This window comes from Acinetobacter sp. ACZLY 512 (assembly GCF_023614015.1).
In the GTDB taxonomy this organism is placed as follows: Bacteria; Pseudomonadota; Gammaproteobacteria; order Pseudomonadales; family Moraxellaceae; genus Acinetobacter; species Acinetobacter soli.
On record NZ_JAKIVI010000001.1, the window covers coordinates 478,931 to 503,306 of the forward strand.

Sequence of the window (24,376 nt, forward strand, 5' to 3'; positions counted from 1 at the left end):
ATTTGGCGGAAGCGGTGAGATTCGAACTCACGGAGGACTCACACCCTCGTCGGTTTTCAAGACCGGTGCATTAAACCGCTCTGCCACGCTTCCAATGGCGGCTATCATATAAATAAAAACATCACTTGGCAAATTATTTTTAATAAAAATCAGTTAAATGTTCAAAATAAGCACAATATGGGCATTTTTTCTCATGTTGAGTATTTAGTAGAATCATTTACGAGCAAAATCGGGCACTTTTCGCACATAAAACACAAAAAAACAGCTTTTTTTAATACCTTCATTAATTTTTTGCTCAGATGAAATTATAAATGCATACCCATGTGAAAAAAGTACTGCATCTAGAGCGCAGAGTGTAGTAGCTTTACACAGCAGTCTGATATGCATTTGGAGCAATCTCTTGAACCGCAAATTACTCACCTCAGAGGGTTATCAACGCTTACAAAATGAGCTTAACGATTTGGTGCGTAAAGAACGTCCTGAAATTACCAAAATTGTGTCTTGGGCAGCCAGTTTAGGCGATCGGTCAGAGAACGCCGATTATATTTACAACAAGAAAAAATTACGCGAGATTGATCGCAGAATCCGATATTTAACCAAACTTTTTGAAGTGGCACATAAAGTAGAGTACAGCCCTGAGCAAGACGGCAAAGCGTATTTTGGTGCTTGGGTAGCGCTTGAAAATGACGAAGGTGAAACCATTGAATTTCGGATTGTGGGGGATGAAGAAATTTATGGCCGTAAAGATTATATCTCGTTGCAGTCTCCCATGGCCAAAGCATGCTTGGGTAAATCCATCAATGATGAGGTGACTGTACAAACCCCATTGGGTCGGAAGATATGGTACATCAATTCGATTCGCTATCAATCAGGCTAATCGATACGGTACAAATGATTGATCATTAGAGCAGATACCCTACAGCGAATGCGTATCTGAATATTGCAAATGTAAGTCGAAAAACATGAATTTTGCACATAAAATAAACAGGATATTTTTGCTTTCGTGTCTTTGTTTACAGGCCTTACAAGCGCTAAAATAACCACCAAATTAAGTAAAATTATAATATTCATAACAGTTACCAATTTACAATTTGGTTACATACTGTTGCAGAGCTTCCTCTTTTGCACCACAACTTCAGTGTATAAATTTTCTTCCCTTAGTAAATCATAGGCTTACATATCGTAGAGACTATTTTTTGACCTAAAAATTTGACAAGAGGTTTTTAGGCAATTATTATTCGCCCTACTTTTTATTTGGTTGTTTTTTAAACTTTGTAGTTTTTCTACATAGTTATTGTTAATCCCATGTCATCACGAATGACGTCATGAATGCCCATCCTCTTTGGATTTACCAACTTGAAAAAAGTTTTGTGTATTCGTTTTGCCAAAATTTTTTAGGGCGTAAATTATCTGTAGCGGAGACAACATGCACAGTAGTTCAACTTCTGGGTCGAGGCTTGGCCTAGACACTTTATTTTCTTCTCTCCCCTTGAAAGCGCTTGCATTAAGTACAATGGTGTTTCCGTTTCACAGTATTAGTGCCAGCAAAGCCCACCAGTATAATACGGTGGTTAATAGTAATACCCTCACTGTGGTTGCGGTCGAATCGCCTACTACAGTGTTCAAAGACGGTGAGTTTATTCATGGCTTTGGTTACGATCTGGCAAGAAATTATGCACAGAGCCTTAACGTTAAGCTCAAGTTTAAAACCGTCAAAGATGATGCGACTGCGTTAAAATGGATCAACGAAGGCCGGGCCAATCTGGCCATGACCACCGCAGATTTACACAGCATTGAAACCAAGCAACTGATTTCTTTTTCGGCCAGCTGTGGTGCAGACAGTACACTGACGCAAAATGGACTCAATGCATCGCTCAACTGGGTGTTTAAATATGCCGATGATCCACTGACACAGACTGCGAGCAGTTATGTGTGTCAAAGTAAGCAAAATGGCACCATGCAGCAATTGGCGTCATTTTATAACCGCAATGTGGTGCAGCCTGAATCGTGGGAAATTATTCAGCGCGATTTGAGTAACCGACTTCCGGTATATAAGGCAAGCTTTAAACGTAGCGCCGAGCAATACAATCTGGATTGGCATTTATTGGCAGCCATAGGCTATCAAGAGTCTTATTTAAAGCCCAACTCAGTCTCTCCCACTGGTGTTCGCGGTTTGATGATGCTGACCAATAATACAGCGCAGGCGATGGGCGTCAGTAATCGCAACGACCCCACCCAAAGCATTCAGGGCGGCGCAAAGTATTATGATCAAATGCTCAAGCAGTATGAAATGATTCCGTATCCAGATCGTAACTGGTACGCTCTGGTAGCGTACAACATGGGGCCAGGTGCAGTCGCTCAAATTCAAAAGCGCATTCAGGCACAGGGCAAAAACCCAAATCAGTGGCTTAACCTGTACAATTACCTAAATCGTAATCAGGCCAGCAATGGCCGCTACAGACAAGCCTTGCAATATGTTACGCGGATTCGTGCCTATTTAGAGCACATCAAGACTTCACCACGCTGGGTCGATGTTTAAGCCGAATTGATCATACAGATATAAAAAAAGCTTACTGCATCTGCGTAAGCTTTCTTTATACAAGGCTGGCGTAAATTAAGCAGTATGCTCAAGTACGCGTTTGAAGAGATCTTTTTGCTCTTGGCTAGGCTTTGCAGTTTGTAAAGCCATCAACTGAGACATATCGCCCTGCACTTTGATTTTGCCTGTCATGAAGGCTTGCATTGCAGCCGCCATATCGAACTCTAAAAACACCTTACGAAGCGTCTCAGCATCCATATTTAAAGTGGTTTTGGCATTCGGAGAAAGACCTTTATGAATTTTTCCGTTTTCCAAGGATACTTCGGTGGTGTTGTCTGCATTTGCAACAACAAGATTAATGGCTAAATTTGCAAGTGCTGGTGGTAAATTTAGATCACCTGCGTCTGCACTTAGTTTTTCAACAGTTGTAAACCAATCATCAGTTAAAAATGCAGGCATGATTATTCCTCAAGTCAATTTATTCAATTATGTGTGCTGTTTTTCCAGACAGCATCATGGTTGAAGCGTTACAGCTTTTGCCTTGTTATAGCATGATCTCTAAAAAGTCCGTTAACCTTTTTTGTATGAGTCCCTTAATTTTTAGAAGAATCACAATTTTTAATCAAAAAAAAGCGCTAACTTTTTAAGAGGTTAGCGCTTGACTTGTTAGTCAGCAGCAAAGCTGAGATTGACCACATCCAGTCGTTTTTTTAATTCTTCAGGTTCTTTAAAGTCGAGTTCACGCTGTGAGTCCAAGGCTTCAAAATCAAACAGCTCACGATCTGCCAATTGCGATGGCGAGACATTTTGTAATGCGCCAAAAATACTGTGCAAGCGTTTTGGATACTGTTTGTCCCACTCACGTAGCATCTCGTTGAGCATGGCACGTTGTAGGTTTTCTTGCGAACCACACAAGTTACACGGAATAATCGGAAACTTACGCATTTCAGCATATTTGATGATGTCTTTTTCTTCCACGTAAGCCAGCGGACGAATCAAAATATTCTTCTTGTCCGATGAAAGCAGCTTCGGTGGCATCGCCTTTAGACTTCCACCATGGAATAAGTTCAAGAAAAAGGTCGCGATAATATCATCGCGATGATGGCCTAAAGCCACTTTGGTCGCCCCAATTTCTTGCGCAAAGCCATACAGCGAACCACGGCGCAAACGTGAACACACCGCGCAGTAGGTTTTACCTTCCGGCGTAAGGCGTTTGGTAATGGTGTAGGTGTCTTTTTCAAGAATGTAATACGGAATATTGTTCTCTTCCATATAGCGTGGCAACACGTCTTCTGGAAAGCCCGGCTGTTTCTGATCGAGATTGACCGCGACAATATCAAAGTTGATGGGTGCAATGCGCTTAAATTGCAGCAAGATATCCAGCAAGGTATAGCTGTCCTTACCGCCAGAAACACAGACCATCACTTTATCGCCGTCTTCGATCATTTTGAAATCACGAATCGCGTGACCCACTTGTCGACGGAGCTTTTTCAGTAAGCGATAATAGGCGGAGCTTGTAGGAAGCTCTGGCTTAAAATTAAATCCTGCTTCGGACTCAACTGGCGAGTACATAGACACACGTGACCCATAAAAAAAATACTGGGCAATTTTATATGATTCGCGCGTGAATCGCATCTATAGATTTTGAATTCTTTAAATTGTCATGATTTTGTATCATGCTTTTTTATTGTCCTGAAAAAAGTAGTTCTTTGAGCATTTTTTGCACAGAACGCTTATATTTTGGACTTTTCCACAGTTTTCCACAAAACCTGTGGATAAAATTGTGGATTTCTGGAGGCTTGACAAAGTGATTAGACGAAAAAATAAGGGTTTTGTTTAAATTGATCATTTTTTAATCAATTATTTTATTTTTTTAAAATCAAATGCTTATTAAAGTCAACCCAACTATTTCAAAAAAAAATTTAATTTTTTTTTGATTAACATCCAAACAATAAAGCTTGATTTTTTCTGTCAAACAGTTGTGAAAAATTTTAGCTGTATATCTCGTGTTTACGTTTTTTTTGCTACACTGGCTTACAAGATGTCACTACTTTTAGCGAATCACCTAAAGCGAATAACATAAAATGAAAAAACGCATGGATTCTTGTTTACCATTTATTTGCTCTTTCTTACTGAGTTATGGCTGCATAAATACCGCCATCGCGGGACAGATGTTTATCTATAAAGATAAATCCGGCGCAACCTTGCTTACCAACCGTAAAAGTTCAGACCCTGCCTTAACCAAAGTCAAAGTTACTTATTACCCAGACAGTAATATTCATACCTACCGCAACTGGGGTGCCTCAGAAGCATCGGTTTTACCGAGCTACAGTAAAAACGTCAATGCTTTCGATCATATTATCCGTCAGGCAGCGCAGCGCCACGGAGTGTCAGAAGGCCTAATCAAAGCGGTCATGCATACCGAATCGGGTTTTAATATTCGTGCCCGTTCGCCCGTAGGTGCGCAAGGACTGATGCAACTCATGCCAGCTACAGCAAAACGTTTTAATGTGTCAAATGTATTTGATCCCGAGCAGAATATTTTTGGTGGTGCACAGTATTTAAGCTGGCTCATGAAACGCTTTAATGGCAATATGCAGCTGGTTTTGGCAGCCTACAATGCAGGAGAAGGCAATGTCGATAAGTATGGCGGCATTCCACCGTTTCGTGAAACCCAAGATTATGTAAAGCGTGTGACCAGCCGTTACCAAAATCTGTATGTTTCCTCACAAAGCTCAAGCACGGATAATCCGTTATCATCACAAATTATTGCGCAATCGGCAAACTATACACATTCCGATGCAAACACTGCCCCGAAATATACGCAGCAACGCCAGATTATTGCTCTTGAAAATGGCAGTTTTACCGATGCACCAAACACTTATGTGACCCGTAATGCAACGGCTTCAGCCCGAATTCAGATTTCAAATTAAGCATGTCGCCCACCCCTTACAGGATTTAACTTAAAAAAAGCTTAAATCATGTAATTGGTCTTGAATTTTCTTGGGATTCCCCTCATATTGAGAGCAATGATTTATGATGAATGAATCATAATAGGTTTTATTTATAAGAGGATTTTCTCAATGATGCGGATTGGTTTGTTTTTGCTAACCAACCTCGCGGTACTGGTTGTGGCTGGCATTATCTTGTCACTCTTCGGTGTCGGTAGTTACCATGGCGCGGGTGGCTTAAATCTAGGCAACCTTTTGGTCATCTGTTTTGTGTTTGGTATGGTGGGCTCTTTAGTCTCCCTTTTTATGTCGAAATGGATGGCTAAAAAAACCACCGGTACAGAACTGATCGATCCGAATGCGCCTCGTAATCAGGCTGAAGCATGGTTATTGCAAACTGTTGCAGATCTCTCTCAACGTGCGGGCATTAAGATGCCTGAAGTTGGTATTTTTCCGTCGTATCAATCGAATGCATTTGCAACCGGCTGGAACAAAAATGACGCATTGGTTGCCGTTTCTTCAGGATTGCTCGAACGCATGAACAAAGACGAGCTACGTGCGGTACTGGCGCACGAGATCGGTCACGTTGCAAACGGCGATATGGTGACACTGGCCTTGATTCAAGGGGTGGTCAACGCCTTTGTCATGTTCTTCGCGCGTGTGGTCGGTGATTTTATCGATCGTAATGTATTTGGTCGTCAAGATGGTGAAGCACCGGGCATCGGTTTCTTCGTTATTACCATCGTACTCGATATTGTATTCGGTATTTTGGCCTCAGCGATTGTAATGTGGTTCTCCCGTCAGCGCGAGTATCGTGCCGACGAAGCAGGTGCACGACTTGCTGGCAAACAAGCCATGATTTCGGCATTGCTTCGCCTACAGGCGGAATCTGAATTGCCAGATCAGATGCCAAAAGAAATGAAAGCGTTTGCAATTACGGAAGGTAAGGAACAAGGATTTAGCCTTGCAGCATTGTTCCAAACTCACCCGAGTATCGAACAGCGTGTCGCAGCACTTCATCAGTTAAACTGTCCGTAAGTGTAGCCATTAAAAAAGCCTCCAGTTGGAGGCTTTTTTCACTTTATATTCCTTGGTACCACTGCCATACATAACTTAAACCGAACCACATTGCCACCAGTAGCAGCACCAGAAATACCAACCCGATCAAATCTGGAATATGCAACCAAATCCAGCTCACCACTGGATTACGCCAGAATGCAGAATGCTGCTGTTTGCGTTCTAATTGCTCATGTAAATAAGGATGAACCACATGATCGTCACTATTAATCGCATACTCGTCACGAATGTGCTGATGCACGACTTCTAGCGCTTTGCGGCTTGGTCGGATAAATATATCAAACACCGTTCCGGCCACTGGAATAAACCCGAGTATGGCATCCATGGCGGCCAGTTTGAGTACTGGCGTAAGTTTGTGTTGTGGCACCCCAATCTGCCGAGCTTTATGAATGGCATACAGCGTGAGTGCAAAGCCAGCGACATCGCCTGCAACCGGAATGGTACTCAGCGCAGCATCGGCGCCCACCCCCTGCTTGGTAAAGGGAATACGCACTACACTGTCCATGATATTGGCAAACTTTGCCAAATCTCGCTCTAAGCGAATGACCTCTTGTTGGGATATTTTTTTTGGATTGGACATGGTGATTTCACTTCTTAAAACGAAATTAAGTATTTAAATTTGAGGCAGCAATTGCGCCGCAATACATAAATAAATCACGACCCCTGTTGCATCACAAATCGAAGTGACCAAAGGCGCAGAGGCACTGGCCGGATCAAGATTCAAACGATTTAAAATAAACGGTAAACTCATACCAATTACACTGCCAATCAGCACAATCCCAATCATACTTAAGATCAATACCAAAGCCACCATGGCATCGCCACGAATATAGCCCAGCACTGCAACGGCCATCGCCATCGTAACACCAAGTGCCAGAGCCACCAGACATTCACGCCCCAAAAGCAGCAGCCAGTCTTTTAAGACCACATCACCTGTCGCCAATGCACGCACCATGAGCGTAGCCGACTGAGAACCTGCATTTCCGCCACTTCCCACCAGTAAAGGCAAAAAAAACACCAGTACAATATTCGATTCAATAATTGATTCGAAATGTGCAATTCCCAATCCTGATAGCAAACTGCCAAAAACCAGAATGACCAGCCAAAAAACACGTTTTTTATAAAGCTGAAACAGCGGCGTTTGTTTCAAATTAAGTGTAGGCGCAGATGCCTCCACCCCTGCACTTTTCAAGAAATCCTCATTGGCCTCTTCACTGGCGACATCCATGGCATCATCATAGGTCACTATTCCAACCAGCCGATGCTGCCGATCGATGATTGGTAACGCCAGTAAATCGTATCTGGCAATTTTCTTGGCCACATCGTCCTGATCATCATCGACATAAGCATAGACAATATCTGTAGCCATTAAAGCACCGACATTGGCATCTACAGGTGCCAGTATCAACTGATGTAATGAAATCTCACCTAATAACTGTTGCTGCTCATCAATGATGTACGACTCATAAATCGTTTCGGCATCTGGGGCTTCTTGACGTAAAAAATCAATCGCTTCAGCTATACTCATTTCGGCGCGTAAGGTGGCATATTCCGAGGTCATAATCGCCCCTGCCGTACCTTCTTGATACTCTGCCAGCCGGCGCAGATCTTCACGCTTGGCTTGTGCCAGTGCAGGCAACAAGGCCACCTGCTCAGAGGGTGCCAAAGCCTTAAACACATCGGTGCGTTTGTCCGCCGGCATTTCTGTAACAATGGTCGCCAGATCGGCACGAGATAAAAGTTGTGCCAAACGCGCCTGATAAGCAGCATGCATCGCAGCATAAACTTTGGCGCGCTTGGGCAACTGCATCAAAATCAAACTGGATGACTCAACTGGTAGTTGCTCAAGTGCCTCGGCCACATCAATCGATTGCAGCTCATGCAGTAGCATTTGAGCCGCACCAATATCCATATGTGCCAAGGCATCGGCCAAGGCTAAGATATTTGGAGCCGTTTTCATTGTTTCTCTCCAAGTACTATGTTTATTTTTATAGCAGGTGGTTTCAACCCCACCCAGATTGTTCTGTTAAAGCAAATATCAAATTTAAAATGCTAACCGCTTAAGATGCATTAGATTTTGTGCGTCCCATTGAACGAACCAATACATACATAAACGGAATAAAGATCAGCACCAAAATGGTCCCAAACACCACACCTCCAAACACACTATACCCGATCGCCTGACGGCTTAGCGCACCCGCGCCAGAAGAAAACATCAACGGAATCACACCTGCACCAAATGCCAGCGAGGTCATCAAAATCGGTCTTAAGCGTAGTCCAGCAGATTTCAGCGCGGCATCAAGAATACGATGCCCTTGATTTTGCAAGTTAGAGGCGTACTCCACCATCAAGATCGCATTTTTACACGATAACCCAATGGTCGTGAGTAATGCGATTTGAAAGTAAATATCATTGGCAAAATTAAACCAAGAACTAAATAAAATGGTGCCGCCTATCCCAAGCGGAATAGCAGCCATGACGATACTCGGAATCGACCAGCTTTCATAAAGTGCGGCAAGACACAAAAAGATAAATACAACAGAAATGACATACAACCACACCGCTTGGTTACTCGACTCGCGCTCTTGATAAGCAATGCCACTCCACGCCAATCCCACTTCTGGCATTTTATCGACCAGTTGAGTCAAACTCTGCATGGCTTGTCCGGTGCTTGCGCCGTTGCCTGCATCGGCTTCCATTTCAAGTGATGGATACCCCATAAAGCGTTCCAGCAATGGAGGAGCACCGGTCCACTCAACCTGACTAAATTGTGAAAACGGTGTCATTTGTCCTTGCGCATTTTTAACATACCAGTAGCTTAAATCCTCGGGTTTCGAACGATATTGCATGTCACCTTGTAAATACACACGCTTGATTCGACCGCGATCAATAAAATCATTGATGTAACTGCCGCTCCACGCTGTGGAAATGGTCTGATTAATCTGTGCCACATCTAGCCCGAGTGCCATAGCCACTTTATGGTCAATTTTGATATTCAGTACGGCTTGATCGTCATTACTGCGTTTATCAATGTTGCGTAAATCCTGTGTGGCATCTTCTTGGTCTTGAAGTTGCTTAAAGGCATCCAATAGATGCTCACGGCCAAGTCCTTTTAAATCTTGCAGCCAAAATGAAATCTTGTCTGAATTACCCAATCCGCGAATCACAGATGGCATGAGTACAAAGATACGTGCTTGATTATCCTGACTAAAATACTGCATTGCACGCTCACGAATTTTCTGCGCGCTGTTTTCACTGCCCTTTCGCTCATCCCAGTGTTTTAAAGACACATAGGCCTGCCCCAAGTTTTGTCCTGTTCCCGAATTGTTTCGTCCTTGAATTACCATAATACCGTTCAGATTGGCTTTTTCATGTTGCATAAAATAGTCTGAAATCTGCTTGCCAATCGCTTCGGTTTTACTCAGCGGTGTCCCCTGAGGCAAAGTAAACTGAACGCTCAATGCTCCCTGATCTTCTTGCGGTAGAAAGCTGGTTGGCAAATTCCGATATACCCATACAAAGGTCGCGATCAGCGCCACAAAAATTACTAGCGTGATGGCTTTGGTTTGAATACTACGCTCGGTTAAACGCAAATACTGGTATCTAAGTTGATCCAGCTTATGATTGAACCAATGTGCCCATTTAAACTCACGTTTATGGGGCTTTAATAAGACTGCACACAGTGCTGGAGTTAAAATCAGTGCCACCATCAATGACAGCGCCATCGCTGCGACCAGCGTAATCGAAAACTGCCGGTAAATAATGCCCGTTGCACCACTAAAAAACGACATTGGAATAAAGACGGCGGTCAGTACCAAGGTAATGCCTACCAGTGCACCACTGATTTCCTGCATAGACAGGATACTGGCCTCACGTGCATCGACCTGTTGCTCATGCATTAAGCGTTCCACGTTTTCGACCACCACAATCGCATCGTCGACCAACAAACCAATCGCCAAGACCATGGCAAATAGCGTTAAGGTATTAATGCTCATGCCCAGTACTGCCAGTACGGCAAAGGTCCCCAAGATCACAACGGGCACTGTAATGGTTGGAATGAGCGTGGCGCGCCAGTTTTGTAAAAATAGAAACATCACCAGCACCACCAGCACAATCGCCTCAAGTAACGTGCTCACCACTTGTTTGATGGATTCTTTTACAAATGGTGTGTCATCTCGTGGATACACAATAAAGTAACCGTCTGGCAGATTTTTTTCGAGGCGTGCAATTTCCTGATACACCGCATCGGCGGTCTTCACTAGATTAGCACCCACTGCAAGTGATACCGACAAGCCCGCTGCTGGATAGCCATTGAGGCGGTTAAACACCTGATAGTTTTGCGCACCAATCTCGACACGTGCAATGTCTTTTAAATAGACAAAACTGCCATTATTGTTGGCTTTAACAATGATATTTTCAAACTGTTCTGGCGTTTTTAACAGCGAGCCAGATGTGACCTTGGCATTTAGGTATTGGTCGTCGGGTGCAGGTAAATCACCAATCGCGCCTGCCGCCACCTGAGTATTCTGATTTTCCAGTGCAGAACGTACTTCACCAACGGTCAATTGATAATGCTGTAATTTAATCGGATCGAGCCAGATGCGCATGGCGTACTGAGAGCCGAACACATTAATTTCGCCCACGCCTTCAATGCGGCTTAAGTTCAGCTCGAAATTGTTGGTCAGATAATCTGCAATATCAATATTGCTTGATTTACCTGAGCGATCACCTAATCCCATCACCAAAAAAGAATCACTTAAGGACTTTCGAACAATCACGCCTTGACGCTGCACATCGTCTGGAAGTCGGTTTAGAGCTCCATTGATGGCATTTTGAACTTGGACTTGGGCCTGATCTGGATTGGTTCCTTGCTGAAAGTACAAACTAATTTGGCTGTTACCATTGGCATCACTGCTCGAACTAAAATACAGCAGGTGATCAATACCCTTGATTTGCTGCTCGAGCACTTGAGTCACACTGTCTTCAACAGCCTGTGCATCTGCACCGCTATAACTGGTCGAAACGACAATTCGAGGCGGCGCGATATCCGGATAACGCTCGACAGGTAGATTGAGAAGGGAAAATACGCCCACCGCCATCACAATAATTGCCAAAACTACAGCAAAAATAGGTCTATCAATAAAAAATCTGGATAGCATGATGGCGTGCGCTCAAAATTGAGTGAATGACCGCAAAGATCATTCAGATTTTTAGGTACTAGCTGATACGCTGATCATCAATGAGCAACTCATGAAATACAAGCAGAATTTACAGAATCGTGTAGTAATTTATAACTTTGGATAAATCATGAAGATTTGGTAACTATAAGGCTACTTTGGATATTTGAAAATTTGGTTGTCTTAATTGTTTCTTAAGTCAATTCCCTTAACTTTAGAGCAAATTTAATTGCTTAAAACGTTATGACTCCCTATTCCCCATTTAAAGGTAAACAAGGCTTAAAACGTATTTTCAATGCAACAGGCTACTCGGTCGCAGGCTTTAAATCTGCATTTCGACTAGAAGCGGCATTTCGACAAATTATCTTGCTGAATATTGTGCTGGGAATCATCAATTTCAGTTTACACTTAAGTGCGCTCGAACATGCAATTTTACTGATTGTGGGACTACTGGCCATCATTGTCGAACTCTTTAATTCGGCCATTGAAGCAGTGGTTGACCGGATTTCTTTAGAGCGCCATGAACTATCCAAAAATGCCAAGGACATGGGTAGTGCTGCACAGTGTGTTGCGCTCATCATGATTGCCGCGACATGGGCGATTATTTTATTTTGGACATAAAAAAACCATGCTTATCCAGGAATAAACATGGTGAAAACCAGAAACTACAGCCTTTGTTTCTGAGTTAAGAATAAGCATTGAAACTTAAAATTAAATTAATCCACGGCTAAAAATTGATTTTTTAAGCACATTCATCATCAAATTGTGGTTTTTTAGTTGATTCTTTATCTTAAAGCTAAAACATCATTATAAAAAAAGACCGTGAGCAGGCTCACGGTCTTTTTAGATATTCAATCCCGATTGTATTTAAAATCGGGATGCGGTCGATATTACATCATACCGCCCATACCACCCATGCCACCCATATCAGGCATTGCTGGTTTGTCTTCTGGAATATCTGTGATCATCGCTTCAGTAGTCAACATCAAGCCCGCAACAGATGCTGCATGCTCAAGCGCAGAACGCGTAACTTTCGCTGGATCAAGAATACCCATTTCAAGCATGTCGCCATATACACCCGTTGCTGCGTTATAGCCGAAGTTACCTTCACCTGCTTTGACTGCATTGACAACAACAGAAGGCTCATCACCTGCATTCGATACGATTTGGCGAAGTGGTGCTTCAATCGCACGACGTAAAATGTTGATACCAACAGTTTGGTCATCATTTGCGCCAGTTAAGCCGTCAAGTGAGTTCACTGCACGTACAAGTGCAACACCACCACCTGCAACCACACCTTCTTCAACCGCAGCACGCGTTGCATGAAGCGCATCGTCTACACGGTCTTTCTTCTCTTTCATTTCAACTTCAGTTGCTGCACCGATTTTGATCACTGCAACACCGCCAGCAAGTTTTGCTACGCGTTCTTGAAGTTTTTCTTTGTCGTATTCAGAAGTTGACTCTTCGATTTGCGCACGAATCTGCTGAACACGTTCTGCAATCGCATTGGCATCACCCGCACCATCTACAATCACTGTGTTTTCTTTCGATACTGTGATTTTGTGTGCAGTACCCAAATCTTGAAGGGTAGCTTGCTCAAGCGACATACCTACTTCTTCAGAAATTACAGTAGCGCCAGTCAAGATCGCGATGTCTTGTAGCATTGCTTTACGACGGTCACCAAAACCAGGTGCTTTTACCGCACATACTTTGATAATACCGCGCATGTTGTTAACAACAAGTGTTGCAAGCGCTTCGCCTTCAACATCTTCAGCAATGATCAAAAGCGGTTTACCCGTTTTTGCAACTGCTTCTAGAGTCGTAATCAATTCACGAATATTGCTGATTTTTTTATCAACAAGAAGAATGAACGGATTTTCAAGTTCAGCGGTTAGCGTGTCTTGCTTGTTTGCGAAGTATGGTGAGATATAACCACGGTCAAACTGCATACCTTCTACAACATCAAGCGCATCTTCAAAGCCTGAACCTTCTTCAACGGTAATCACGCCTTCTTTGCCCACTTTTTCCATTGCTTGAGCAATCAATTTACCTACAGTCTCGTCAGAGTTTGCAGAAATTGAACCCACTTGCTCAATTGCTTTGAAATCGTCAGCAGGTTTAGCTGTCGCGCGAATGTTTTCAACTACTGCTCTTACTGCAATGTCGATTCCGCGTTTAAGATCCATCGGGTTCATACCAGCAGTTACTGATTTGATCCCTTCATTTAAGATCGCTTGTGCAAGAACAGTCGCTGTCGTTGTTCCGTCACCAGCGATATCATTGGTTTTGCTTGATACTTCACGTACCAACTGTGCACCCATGTTCTCAAATTTGTCTTTGAGAGAGATTTCTTTTGCAACCGTTACGCCGTCTTTCGTAATGTGTGGTGCACCGAAAGAACGGTCAATAACCACGTTACGACCTTTAGGGCCGAGTGTCACTTTCACTGCATCTGCAAGAACATTTACACCTGCGATCATTTTTGAACGCGCTGAATCACCGAATTTTACGTCTTTAGCTGACATTCTCTACTCCAATTTTTTCTATCAATGCTTGATCTGATTTATCAATGAGTGGTTAATGCGCAAATTAGCCTTCAAGAACAGCTAAAATGTCAGATTCTTTCATGATTAAGAATTCGTCACCATTTACTTTCACAGTTGTACCTGCATAAGTACCGAATAACACTTTGTCGCCCACTTTTACGTCAAGTGCGCGAACGCCGTTATCCGTAATTTGACCATTACCTACTGCAATGACTTCACCTTGAGCCGGTTTTTCAGCAGCAGAACCTGGCAATAAAATTCCGCCAGCCGTTTTTGTTTCTTCTTCAACACGACGAATTACTACACGGTCATGTAATGGACGAATGTTGCTCATAAATAACTCCATCAGACTAAGTCTATTTTAATAAATGATGTTTGCTGTCATTCTTCCTAAAGCAATCATCAAAATGAATTTGATGACACTTTTGTGGGGATGGAAAAAACGGCTTCAAGGGCAAAAAAGAAAAAAAAATGAATTTTTGTATTTTTTTTAAACACTCATTTGTGATCTGACAGCTTTTCAATCGGTGCAGGCTGTAAAACAAACTGACGTAAGTTGGAATCAAACCAATAATGCTGAACCTGACCATCTTTAAAAATCACGTTAAAGCTGTTGGGTAAACTTTTATAAAGTCGATAAGACGTCGCTGTGCCAGCATGAATGTCATAAACCGGATGCGCTGCCTGCAAATTATAAATCTGATTCAAATCATATACCGCAGTTTTATGCAGATGTCCGTGGAGCACACCAAACAAGCCACTTTTACTCCAGTTATTCAGCGCCATTCTGCCGAGCACCGGACAATCTTTAATACCGTGCGGTTCATCTGGCGGGGTATAAAAGGGCTGATGCAAGGTGACCAGCTTAAGCTTATGGGCAGGGCCGCGTTTAAGCAGCTCATTGGTTTTTTGAATTTGTTCTAGCGAAATATAGCCACGGGTATGATAGCGACGCCGAATACTATTCACACCAATGACATAAAAATGCTCGGTTTCAATAGTCGGCTCAAGTGCGCCGAAGAAAAACTGATAGCGAACAAATGGAGAAAAAAAACGGTTCCACAAATGGTACAGCGGAATATCGTGGTTGCCGGGAATAACCATATAAGGAATACCCAGACTATCGAGAAATTGCTTGCACGAATAAAACTGCGTAAAGCGGGCACGTTGGGTCAGATCACCACTTACTACAATCACTTCCGGCTCATGCTCCCGACAAAAAGCAGCAATGGCATCTAGACACTCTTGTTTCTCGGTACCAAAGTGTAAATCAGACAGATGCAGCAGCATGAGGCACCATAATAGTTAAGGCATTTTTTTTCACGGTAAAAGTTAAAGGTGTCGTCAACTCTTCAATTTCTCCATCAATGGCAATTTTTAATTTTTTACGCTTACAATCGACGACTACGCGATCTGCACTAAAGCTGTATACATCTTTGGCCTGCTCGAGCGCACCGCGAATCAATTGATAGAGCATTTTAAAAAGACTGGTCTTATCGCTTTTGGCCAGCACTACACCTGCGACTCGCCCCTGCGCTGCGCATTCTGCGATTTGCAGATTCATTTCTCTGAGTTGAAGCTGATTATTACCAAAGAAGATCAATGGCGTTTTGACAGGATAATGGTGGTCATCCACTTTAATCGATAATTTGAGCTCTTTACGATCACGAATGAGTACATCTAAAGCCGAAGTGTATGCATTTAAAGGTAAACGTCCAAAACGCTGATTATACATTTCACGCTTTTGAATAAATAAGGGATACAACCCCAAACTGGCATTGTTCAAATAAATACGATCATTGACACTTGCCACATGTACCGATCGTTGGGCACCTGTTGCGATCACCTCGGCGGCTTGAATCAGATCAAGCGGTATATCGAGAACGCGTGCCACATAATTGAATGTACCGAGCGGCAAGATTCCCATTGCAAGCCCGGTATCGACCAGCTTGGTTGCCACCGCATTAAGTGTACCATCTCCACCAGCCGCAACCACTACTCCCTCATACCCAGTACGGTCTGAGGTTTGATGACGTTCGAGTACATTCGACATGAGCGTATTAAACGACATGTCATGTTCCAGCTCAAAAACCTGAATCTCAAAATCATAATGAGTAAAGAGTGTCATGATTTGTTCATATACCCCCTCATTATCACTTGCATGAAATCCAGATTTTCCGTTATAAATGATGGAGAGTGGTTTTAATTTAGTCATACGTTTTAATATGTCAAACAGTGGACATACTTTATTTTTGAATACAAAATACACAAATAAAAGCGCTTTTATGTAATTTTTGAATGGTGATCATTTATTTTATCAATAATATATATTAGTCAAATCCGCCATATAAAATCATGATATGCAAATTTATTTTATAAATAAATAGTCTCTATTTCTTTAATAAATACCAAAAACACACCCTAAAAACAACTTAAAATATTGATTTATAACAAATTAAGCAAAAATACTCTCCAAAGCCCCTGTATAGTCTTTAGTCTTATTTTTTTTAGTGATTTATGCTTTAATAGCGCCACTTTTTTGACTTCGTCTCTTTTGTTGTACCACAACCAAAGGGAATTGTACGTTGTACACATTTTAGAATAGGCCTCACCATGACCCAAGTGAACGCACCTGAATTCGTTCGTCATCCTAAGCTTATTGCATGGGTTGAAGAAATTGCAAAATTGACCAAGCCTGCAAAAATCGAGTGGTGTGACGGTAGCGAGGAAGAATATCAACGTCTGATCGACTTGATGATCGCAAACGGCACCATGCAACCGCTCAACCAAGAAAAACACCCAGGTTCTTATCTTGCAAATTCTGACCCATCAGATGTTGCTCGTGTAGAAGATCGCACGTTCATCTGCTCTGAAAAGCAAGAAGATGCTGGTGCAACAAACAACTGGGAAGCGCCCGCAGTAATGCGTGAAAAGCTAAACGGTCTATTTGATGGTTCAATGGAAGGCCGCACCATGTATGTGGTTCCATTTTCAATGGGTCCATTAGGCAGTCATATTGCGCAGATCGGTATTGAATTGACCGATTCTCCTTATGTTGCAGTCAGCATGCGTAAAATGGCGCGTATGGGTAAAGCAGTTTACGATGTATTAGGCACTGACGGTCAATACGTTCCATGTGTTCACACTGTAGGTGCACCACTTACAGAAGGTCAAAAAGATGTTGCATGGCCATGCAACCCTGAAAAATATATTGTGCATTATCCAGAAACCCGTGAAATCTGGTCATTTGGTTCAGGTTACGGCGGTAACGCACTTCTAGGTAAAAAATGTCTTGCGCTTCGTATCGCTTCGGCAATGGGCCGTGAGCAAGGCTGGTTAGCAGAGCACATGCTAATTTTAGGTGTGACGAATCCACAAGGCGAAAAACATTATATCGCTGCGGCATTCCCGTCTGCATGTGGTAAAACCAACTTCGCTATGCTCATTCCACCAGCAGGCTACGAAGGCTGGAAAATCGAAACCGTAGGTGACGATATCGCGTGGATTAAACCAGGCGAAGATGGTCGTTTGTACGCGATTAACCCGGAAGCAGGTTTCTTTGGTGTTGCACCAGGCACCAATACCAAAACAAATCCAAACTGTATGGCAACCTTGCATAAAGACGTGATCTATACCAACGTTGCAGTTACAGAAGACGGTCAAGTATGGTGGGAAGGTCTTTCTAAAGAAGTTCCAGCTAACTTAACGAACTGGAAAGGCCAGCCACACGTTGCGGGTGAAAAAGCTGCACATCCGAATGCGCGCTTTACCGTATCTGCTGGTCAATGTCCTTCTATTGATGCTGACTGGGAAAATCCAGCGGGCGTGCCAATTTCTGCGTTCATTTTTGGCGGTCGCCGTGCGGATACAGTGCCGTTGGTTTCTGAAGCATTTGACTGGGTAGATGGTGTTTATAAAGCAGCAACCATGGGCTCTGAAACAACTGCTGCAGCTGTCGGTCAACAAGGTATCGTTCGCCGTGATCCGTTTGCGATGCTTCCGTTTGCAGGTTACAACATGGCAGACTACTTCGACCACTGGTTACAACTTGGTCAAGAAGTTGGCGAAAAAGCTGAAGCAGCTGGTAACAAGCTACCAAAAATCTTTAACGTAAACTGGTTCCGTCGTGATGCTGAAGGCAACTTTGTATGGCCTGGCTTTGGTCAGAACATGCGTGTACTTGAGTGGATGATCGACCGTGTTGAAGGCCGTGCAAATGCAGTTGAAACTGCTATCGGCTACGTACCAACTTACGATGACTTGAACTGGACTGGCACAGACTTCTCTAAAGAAGAGTTTGATCTTGTCACAGCTCAAAGCAAAGATCAGTGGATTACAGAGATTGAAAGCCACACTGAATTGTTCAATAAACTTGGTGAACGTCTTCCAAAAGCATTGAAAGAACGTCAAAACCAGTTACTCGAAGCAGTAAAAAAGAGCTAATCTAGCTTAGATAAAAAAGGTCACATCTGTGGCCTTTTTTATTTTCTACTCAATGCTCAATGCATCACATTGTATTTGATTGTTTATTTGTACGAATATAGAGTTAAGCAATCAATCCTGTTGTGTATCCCATACGGTTCATCATGTAATCTTCAAGAATACGTTTTTCTGTACTACCAACGTGATAACCCAGTTTTGTTCTGCGCCATAGTAGATCATCAACTGTCTGCACCCACTCCACCCGAATCAAATAATCAACCTCAACCCGATACAACTCATCAGCAAAATGCTCTCCCATATCCTCCAATTTGGCCACTCCCTCAAGCAGTTTCCAAACACGCGTACCATAGGTCGATGCCCAGCGTGTAGCCAATGTTGGTGATATCCCTTTCACACGGCGCTGAATAGCTGCTGCAAGCGTAATCTTCGATTTAAAGTGCTCTCCACCTGGCAGAGGTTCAGTCTTGGTCCAAGCAGGTGCCATATGCTTAAAATACGGTTTTAGGCGTGTCATGGCAGACTCGGCCAGCATACGGTAAGTGGTCAGCTTGCCGCCAAATACAGATAACAGCGGTGCATTTGGAGCGACCATCTGTAATGCAAGCGTATAATCACGCGTAATGGCAGATGGCTGGTCAGATTCATCATCGCACAACGGACGTACACCCGAAAAATACTCAACAATATCTTCTTTCGTAATTGGCTGTTTAAAATGTGCATTGACCACCTCCAGTAGATAGTCCCTCTCACTGGAGGTGATTTCAACTTGATCCAAATGCTGTGTATAAAGTTGGTCCGTTGTTCCAATTAATGTAAATTCATTCAGATAGGGAATGGTAAACACAATCCGGCGATCATTATTTTGCAAAATATAAGCATGATCCCCTTCATACAATCTTTTGACAACTAAATGGCTGCCTTGTACCTGCCGGATCTTATACGGTGAGGGTTGATCAAGCTGCGTTTTAATAAATTCTTCGACCCAAGGCCCCGTTGCATTGACCAACGCTTTGGCACGGATTTGAAAGTATCCTTTTGCACCCTGTAACGAAAGCACCCATACCCCCTCCACAACCTCGGCACAGACACAGCGGGTACGAGTCATCAGCTCTGCCCCATTCTCTCTGGCTTGCATCGCATTTAAGATCACCAAACGACTGTCGTCTACAGCACAATCAGAATACTCAAACCCCAAACAAATTTCCGGAATTAAGGGGCTACTGGCATTCATATGAATTTTTTTGGAGGCCGCCAACGTTTCACGCTTACCTAAATAGTCATACAAGAACAAGCCTGAACGAATCAGCCATGCAGGGCGTAAATGCGGCCGATGTGGCATAACAAAACGTAGAGGCCACACAATATGCGGTGCCTTACGCATCAATACTTCACGCTCAGCAAGCGCTTCATGTACCAATCGAAATTCATAGTGCTCAAGATAACGCAGACCACCATGAATTAATTTGCTGCTAGCAGAAGAGGTATGACTGGCAAAATCATCTTTCTCACACAAAAAGACCGACAGACCGCGTCCCGCAGCATCGTTGGCAATTCCCACACCATTAATGCCACCACCTATCACTGCAATGTCGTACAACGGAAGCGAATTTTCTATGTTCATCATCCCCGCCTTTTTGTGGTTTTTATTTTTAACGTTAACAAAAAACATCCAAATTGGAAAGCCAAGCGGCCAGATTTTCACACGCCACAACCCACCAAACGTGTACACTTTTTAAGTGATGTAAAGTCCAGCGGATTCACCCCGCCTCAGACACCACGTTATGCTTAAAACTATGCGATACTAACCACAATAAGAGAAGGATGAATTTCATGAAAATGTATAATTTATTGGGTGTTTTAGCGCTTGCAGCGAGTCTTACGGCTTGTCAAAGCACACCACGTCAATATAACGGCAATACAGGCTATCAAGTCGAAAATAAATCTGCCAATTCGGCAACGATTTCGTATACGCTTGCAAATCGCGCGAATCAAGATTTAGATCAGAGAAAATTACAACGTGCCTGTCAATCGGTATTAGGAACGACCAAAACCTATACGCTGTCGATTTTAAGCATCAATGAAATTCCAAATACAGCAGCCAACCGATCGCAAGATCAAGGGATTGCCATTCGTAACTCACGTATGTCGTTTGGCTTATCCGACAGTCCAAGTCTCAACAACAGTGAAGGCTATGCAACGCGTGAAGCCTTAGAGGCACGCCCAAGTACACTTAAAGTCGTGCGCTATACCTGTTCTTGATTCAATCTGTCGCATAAAAAAAAGACGCTGTGATCACAGCGTCTTATAAAAACTCACATTTCGAAACTCTTTCGCCTCATCCAGATCTGGCCATGTGGTTGCACTTCGTTCATCCATTTTCATATAACGCGAATGGCTAAAGTTTTTTACCCGGCTATCGGCCACCCACACCTGAGGTGCGAATTTTAAAAATTCATCCAGAAAAAAACGATTACACTGGTCATATAAAACATCGGCCGCCAGCAACACATCAACTTGCTCCGACTGATATAAATCCTCTAAATACTCCAGTTCCACCGAGTTTAAACGTGCATTTTCACAGCAGGCCGCCAAACTGACCGCATCGATATCACAGCAAATGACGCGTTTTGCACCAGCCAGTTTTGCAGCAATTGCCACCACACCAGAACCCGCACCAAAATCCAGTACCACCTTGTCACGCACATGTTCAGGCTCTGCCAGCAACCATTGTGCCATCGCCAAACCCGAAGCCCAACAAAAAATCCAGTACGGTGTATCGTTCCAGATTCTACGTACCACCTCATCATCGAGCCGATCTACTGGAAATACTGGAGGAATCAACCAGAGGGAAATCGGCGTATCGGGTAATTGCTGTGCTTGCAATTCAGCATTTGGAATAATGGCATGCAGTGCTTCGAGTAAAACAGACGGCACTGCATGTGCTCGCGATATATGATCGCTCATATTTAGACGAGTGCTTTTTCGGCAGCTTCAACAGTCTGACGGATCAGCGTAGTGATGGTCATTGGACCCACACCACCCGGAACAGGCGTGTAAGCCGAAGCGATAGTCTCGATACCCTCAAGCTGAATATCACCTACACCACCGCCATCACGCGGATGAAAACCAGCATCGACCACTACCGCGCCCGGTTTGATCCAGTCTTTTTGAATCAATTCAGCCTTACCTACAGCACCGACAATAATATCTGCCTGCTTCACAAACTCAGCCAAGTTTTGTGTGCGCGAGTGACAAATCGTAACGGTCGCATTCGCTTCAAGCAACATGGCGGCCATTGGCTTACCTAAAATTGCCGAACGCCCTACGACAACAGCATGCTTACCGGTTAGCTCAATATTGTGTTCTTTTAAAATTGTCATAATTCCGGCTGGAGTAGCAGAACCATAGGCTGCCTCACCCATTGCCATGCGACCATAGCCCAAGCACGTCACACCATCGACATCTTTATTGAGTGAAATCGCATCGAAACATGCACGCTCATCAATCTGTGCAGGAACAGGATGTTGTAGCAAGATTCCGTGTACATCTGGATTGGCATTGAGTTTTTCAATTTCTGCCAATAGCTCTTCGGTAGTCGTGGTCTGTGGAAGTTCAATTTTTAATGAATCCATTCCCACACGGCGACATGCATTGCCTTTCATACGCACATAGGTTGCAGATGCACCATCATCACCGACTAAAATTGTTGCCAAAATTGGAGTACGACCTGTTTTTGCTTTCAGTGCTTCAACACGCACCAACAAGTCCGCTTCAATTTTCTTTGCTAATGCACGACCATCTAAAACCAATGCCACGGCACATCTCCAAGCTAGATATGAATCAATTTTTGCAAATGATACATGATAATTTAGGTAATTTTATTTTAGATGTTGTTTTTCTGCGCATATTCACTGAATTTAGTATTGTTTTTTTTCTGAAGCTTGCTAATATGTGCATCACCAAATGATGGCGGGGTGGCAGAGTGGTCATGCAGCGGACTGCAACTCCGTGTACGCCGGTTCGATTCCGACCTCCGCCTCCACATTTGGTAAAGCCCGGGTGGTGAAATAGGTAGACACAGGGGATTTAAAATCCCCCGCCCACAAAGGCGTGCCGGTTCGAGTCCGGCCCCGGGCACCATTTTAAATCTTTTAAAATGGTGCAATAAAGAATCCAGCAATGTGCTGGTTTTTTTATGTCTGAAATTTATGTTTTTATATTTTCTTTATTCAAGCCAAGACTTTCTCATTTAAATCTCAAGATCTGAGTGTTATCTTCATAACAAATCCAATAACAATGTGCATCGCGTTATTATTCAATGATGAAAACAAAAACATTTGTACTCGCCCCCGACTCCTTTAAAGAAAGTATGACTGCCAGAGAAGCATGTTTGGCCATGCAACACGGTTTACAACGTATTTTTCCAGATGCCAAGTATGATTTATGCCCTATGGCAGACGGTGGTGAAGGTACAGTAGATACCATCATTGATGCACAACAAGGCCAAAAAGTATATGTCACAGTGAGTGGTCCTTTGCATCCCTATAAAGTTCAGACCTATTTTGGATTGATTGATCAGGGGCGTACCGCAGTGATCGAAATAGCAAAGGCCAATGGTATTCACTTACTCACACCCGATCAGCGCAATCCCCTACTCACTTCGACTTATGGTACTGGAGAGCTGATTCGCGCTGCTTTAGATCATCAGGTATCGAAAATTATTATCGGGCTTGGCGGTAGTGTTACCAATGATGCTGGCATGGGAATGGCAAGTGCTTTAGGTGTACGATTTTTAGATCAATTCGATCAAGAGGTTGAATTGGGTGGCGGGCAACTGAATCAGATTGCATCAATTGATATCACTCAACTCGACCCACGCTTGGCTGATGTTGAGATCGTAATTGCCACCGACGTGAATAATCCGTTAATTGGCCCACACGGCGCAACCTATATTTTTGGGCCGCAAAAGGGCGCCACACTGGATATGCTCATTCAGCTTGAGGCCAATCTTTGTCATTTTGCCGATATTATTCAGCAGACTTTAGGTATCTCTTTACATCATGTAAAGGGTGCTGGCGCCGCAGGAGGACTGGCCACAGGCCTAATGGCGTTTACCACGGCAAAAATTCAGTCTGGTGTTGAAACAGTCATCGAATCTATTCAATTGGCTCAGAAAATTCAGGCAGCAGATTACATTTTTACTGGCGAAGGCGGAATCGATATACAGACGCAGTTTGGAAAAACACCGATTGGAGTGGCGCGTTTAGCTAAAACGTTTAACAAGCCTGTATTTGTATGTGCAGGCTATATCGGCCAAGGCATCGAAATGCTGTATGAAGATGGTATTACTGCGATTTTCGGTATTCTCGATGGTGCCAGTAATATTGAACAAGCTTGTAAAAATGGGGCAATGAATCTTACACGTACAACAGAAAATATCGGACGCCTCATTAAACAGCTTGAATCGACTGAAACAAAATAATTGCTTGAAAAATCTGCATATAATTCAAGATTTCCTTGCCTAATTTGCATGGTTACACTATGATGGCGCTCATGCCCGGGTGGTGAAATAGGTAGACACAGGGGATTTAAAATCCCCCGCCCACAAAGGCGTGCCGGTTCGAGTCCGGCCCCGGGCACCAC

20 protein-coding genes and 4 tRNA genes are annotated in these 24,376 nt (G+C 43.4%); 11 read left to right on the plus strand and 13 right to left on the minus strand.

The window, feature by feature from the left end:
* Positions 1-3: 3 nt before the first annotated feature.
* Positions 4-93 (minus strand) — tRNA-Ser (locus L2096_RS02230).
* A gap of 307 nt (positions 94-400) precedes the next feature.
* On the opposite strand from L2096_RS02230, the gene greB reads away from it, so the two are divergent.
* On the plus strand, positions 401-877 hold the full coding sequence (greB, locus tag L2096_RS02235; RefSeq protein WP_004939704.1) for a transcription elongation factor GreB: 477 nt from the start codon (positions 401-403) through the stop codon (positions 875-877).
* Between the two features lie 549 nt (positions 878-1,426).
* On the plus strand, positions 1,427-2,539 hold the full coding sequence (locus L2096_RS02240) for an MltF family protein (protein WP_004948882.1): 1,113 nt from the start codon (positions 1,427-1,429) through the stop codon (positions 2,537-2,539).
* A 75-nt stretch (positions 2,540-2,614) separates the two neighbouring features.
* On the opposite strand, the gene L2096_RS02245 is transcribed toward L2096_RS02240, so the two are convergent.
* On the minus strand, positions 2,615-2,998 hold the full coding sequence (locus tag L2096_RS02245) for an SCP2 sterol-binding domain-containing protein (RefSeq protein ID WP_004939712.1): 384 nt from the start codon (positions 2,996-2,998) through the stop codon (positions 2,615-2,617).
* Positions 2,999-3,205: 207 nt separating this feature from the next.
* Complete coding sequence (ttcA, locus tag L2096_RS02250) at positions 3,206-4,111, minus strand: tRNA 2-thiocytidine(32) synthetase TtcA (RefSeq protein ID WP_025096236.1); 906 nt, start codon at positions 4,109-4,111, stop codon at positions 3,206-3,208.
* A gap of 512 nt (positions 4,112-4,623) precedes the next feature.
* Here ttcA and L2096_RS02255 point away from each other — a divergent pair.
* Positions 4,624-5,472 carry a lytic transglycosylase domain-containing protein gene (locus L2096_RS02255; protein WP_076031961.1) on the plus strand — a complete coding sequence of 283 codons (849 nt, stop codon included), beginning with the start codon at positions 4,624-4,626 and terminating at the stop codon, positions 5,470-5,472.
* A 150-nt stretch (positions 5,473-5,622) separates the two neighbouring features.
* Positions 5,623-6,528 carry a protease HtpX gene (htpX, locus tag L2096_RS02260; protein WP_004939720.1) on the plus strand — a complete coding sequence of 302 codons (906 nt, stop codon included), beginning with the start codon at positions 5,623-5,625 and terminating at the stop codon, positions 6,526-6,528.
* A gap of 43 nt (positions 6,529-6,571) precedes the next feature.
* On the opposite strand, the gene L2096_RS02265 is transcribed toward htpX, so the two are convergent.
* The 3 genes from L2096_RS02265 to L2096_RS02275 form a co-directional block, all read right to left on the minus strand.
* A complete protein-coding gene (locus L2096_RS02265; RefSeq protein WP_004948887.1) occupies positions 6,572-7,147 on the minus strand; it encodes a DUF4112 domain-containing protein in 576 nt (191 codons plus the stop codon).
* A gap of 33 nt (positions 7,148-7,180) precedes the next feature.
* Positions 7,181-8,527, minus strand: coding sequence for a magnesium transporter (mgtE, locus tag L2096_RS02270; RefSeq protein WP_004948890.1), 1,347 nt, complete (start codon positions 8,525-8,527; stop codon positions 7,181-7,183).
* A 100-nt stretch (positions 8,528-8,627) separates the two neighbouring features.
* Positions 8,628-11,726 (minus strand): efflux RND transporter permease subunit, encoded by a 3,099-nt coding sequence (locus L2096_RS02275; RefSeq protein ID WP_250364798.1) that lies wholly within the window; start codon positions 11,724-11,726, stop codon positions 8,628-8,630.
* A 261-nt stretch (positions 11,727-11,987) separates the two neighbouring features.
* On the opposite strand from L2096_RS02275, the gene L2096_RS02280 reads away from it, so the two are divergent.
* Positions 11,988-12,365, plus strand: a complete 378-nt coding sequence (locus L2096_RS02280) for a diacylglycerol kinase (protein WP_004939730.1) — start codon at positions 11,988-11,990, stop codon at positions 12,363-12,365.
* A 269-nt stretch (positions 12,366-12,634) separates the two neighbouring features.
* Here L2096_RS02280 and groL read toward each other — a convergent pair whose 3' ends face one another.
* The 4 genes from groL to L2096_RS02300 form a co-directional block, all read right to left on the minus strand.
* Complete coding sequence (gene groL, locus L2096_RS02285) at positions 12,635-14,269, minus strand: chaperonin GroEL (RefSeq protein WP_004939733.1); 1,635 nt, start codon at positions 14,267-14,269, stop codon at positions 12,635-12,637.
* A gap of 64 nt (positions 14,270-14,333) precedes the next feature.
* The gene (gene groES / locus L2096_RS02290; RefSeq protein WP_004939735.1) at positions 14,334-14,624 is read right to left on the minus strand and encodes a co-chaperone GroES; all 291 of its coding nucleotides are present in this window, start codon (positions 14,622-14,624) and stop codon (positions 14,334-14,336) included.
* A gap of 164 nt (positions 14,625-14,788) precedes the next feature.
* On the minus strand, positions 14,789-15,580 hold the full coding sequence (locus L2096_RS02295; protein WP_250364799.1) for a metallophosphoesterase family protein: 792 nt from the start codon (positions 15,578-15,580) through the stop codon (positions 14,789-14,791).
* Complete coding sequence (locus tag L2096_RS02300) at positions 15,561-16,505, minus strand: diacylglycerol/lipid kinase family protein (protein ID WP_250364800.1); 945 nt, start codon at positions 16,503-16,505, stop codon at positions 15,561-15,563. The genes L2096_RS02295 and L2096_RS02300 overlap by 20 nt, the downstream gene beginning before the upstream one ends.
* Before the next feature lie 398 nt (positions 16,506-16,903).
* On the opposite strand from L2096_RS02300, the gene L2096_RS02305 reads away from it, so the two are divergent.
* Positions 16,904-18,733, plus strand: a complete 1,830-nt coding sequence (locus L2096_RS02305) for a phosphoenolpyruvate carboxykinase (GTP) (RefSeq protein ID WP_004939747.1) — start codon at positions 16,904-16,906, stop codon at positions 18,731-18,733.
* 103 nt (positions 18,734-18,836) lie between these two features.
* Here L2096_RS02305 and glpD read toward each other — a convergent pair whose 3' ends face one another.
* Positions 18,837-20,354 carry a glycerol-3-phosphate dehydrogenase gene (gene glpD, locus L2096_RS02310; RefSeq protein WP_250364801.1) on the minus strand — a complete coding sequence of 506 codons (1,518 nt, stop codon included), beginning with the start codon at positions 20,352-20,354 and terminating at the stop codon, positions 18,837-18,839.
* A 209-nt stretch (positions 20,355-20,563) separates the two neighbouring features.
* On the opposite strand from glpD, the gene L2096_RS02315 reads away from it, so the two are divergent.
* Entirely contained in the window at positions 20,564-20,992 is a 429-nt protein-coding gene (locus L2096_RS02315) for a hypothetical protein (RefSeq protein WP_250364802.1), read from the plus strand.
* Positions 20,993-21,025: 33 nt separating this feature from the next.
* Here the strand turns inward: L2096_RS02315 and L2096_RS02320 are convergent, their stop codons facing one another.
* Positions 21,026-21,697 carry a class I SAM-dependent methyltransferase gene (locus L2096_RS02320; RefSeq protein ID WP_125268596.1) on the minus strand — a complete coding sequence of 224 codons (672 nt, stop codon included), beginning with the start codon at positions 21,695-21,697 and terminating at the stop codon, positions 21,026-21,028.
* Positions 21,698-21,699: 2 nt separating this feature from the next.
* Positions 21,700-22,548 carry a bifunctional methylenetetrahydrofolate dehydrogenase/methenyltetrahydrofolate cyclohydrolase FolD gene (gene folD / locus L2096_RS02325; RefSeq protein WP_004939760.1) on the minus strand — a complete coding sequence of 283 codons (849 nt, stop codon included), beginning with the start codon at positions 22,546-22,548 and terminating at the stop codon, positions 21,700-21,702.
* 153 nt (positions 22,549-22,701) lie between these two features.
* Between folD and L2096_RS02330 the strand changes: the two genes are divergently transcribed.
* The 4 genes from L2096_RS02330 (at position 22,702) to L2096_RS02345 (ending at position 24,375) form a co-directional block, all read left to right on the plus strand.
* Positions 22,702-22,775 (plus strand) — tRNA-Cys (locus L2096_RS02330).
* An 11-nt stretch (positions 22,776-22,786) separates the two neighbouring features.
* A tRNA-Leu gene (locus L2096_RS02335) sits at positions 22,787-22,873 on the plus strand.
* A 178-nt stretch (positions 22,874-23,051) separates the two neighbouring features.
* A complete protein-coding gene (locus L2096_RS02340) occupies positions 23,052-24,215 on the plus strand; it encodes a glycerate kinase (protein ID WP_250364803.1) in 1,164 nt (387 codons plus the stop codon).
* 73 nt (positions 24,216-24,288) lie between these two features.
* Positions 24,289-24,375 (plus strand) — tRNA-Leu (locus L2096_RS02345).
* The last annotated feature ends 1 nt before the right edge of the window (position 24,376 follow it).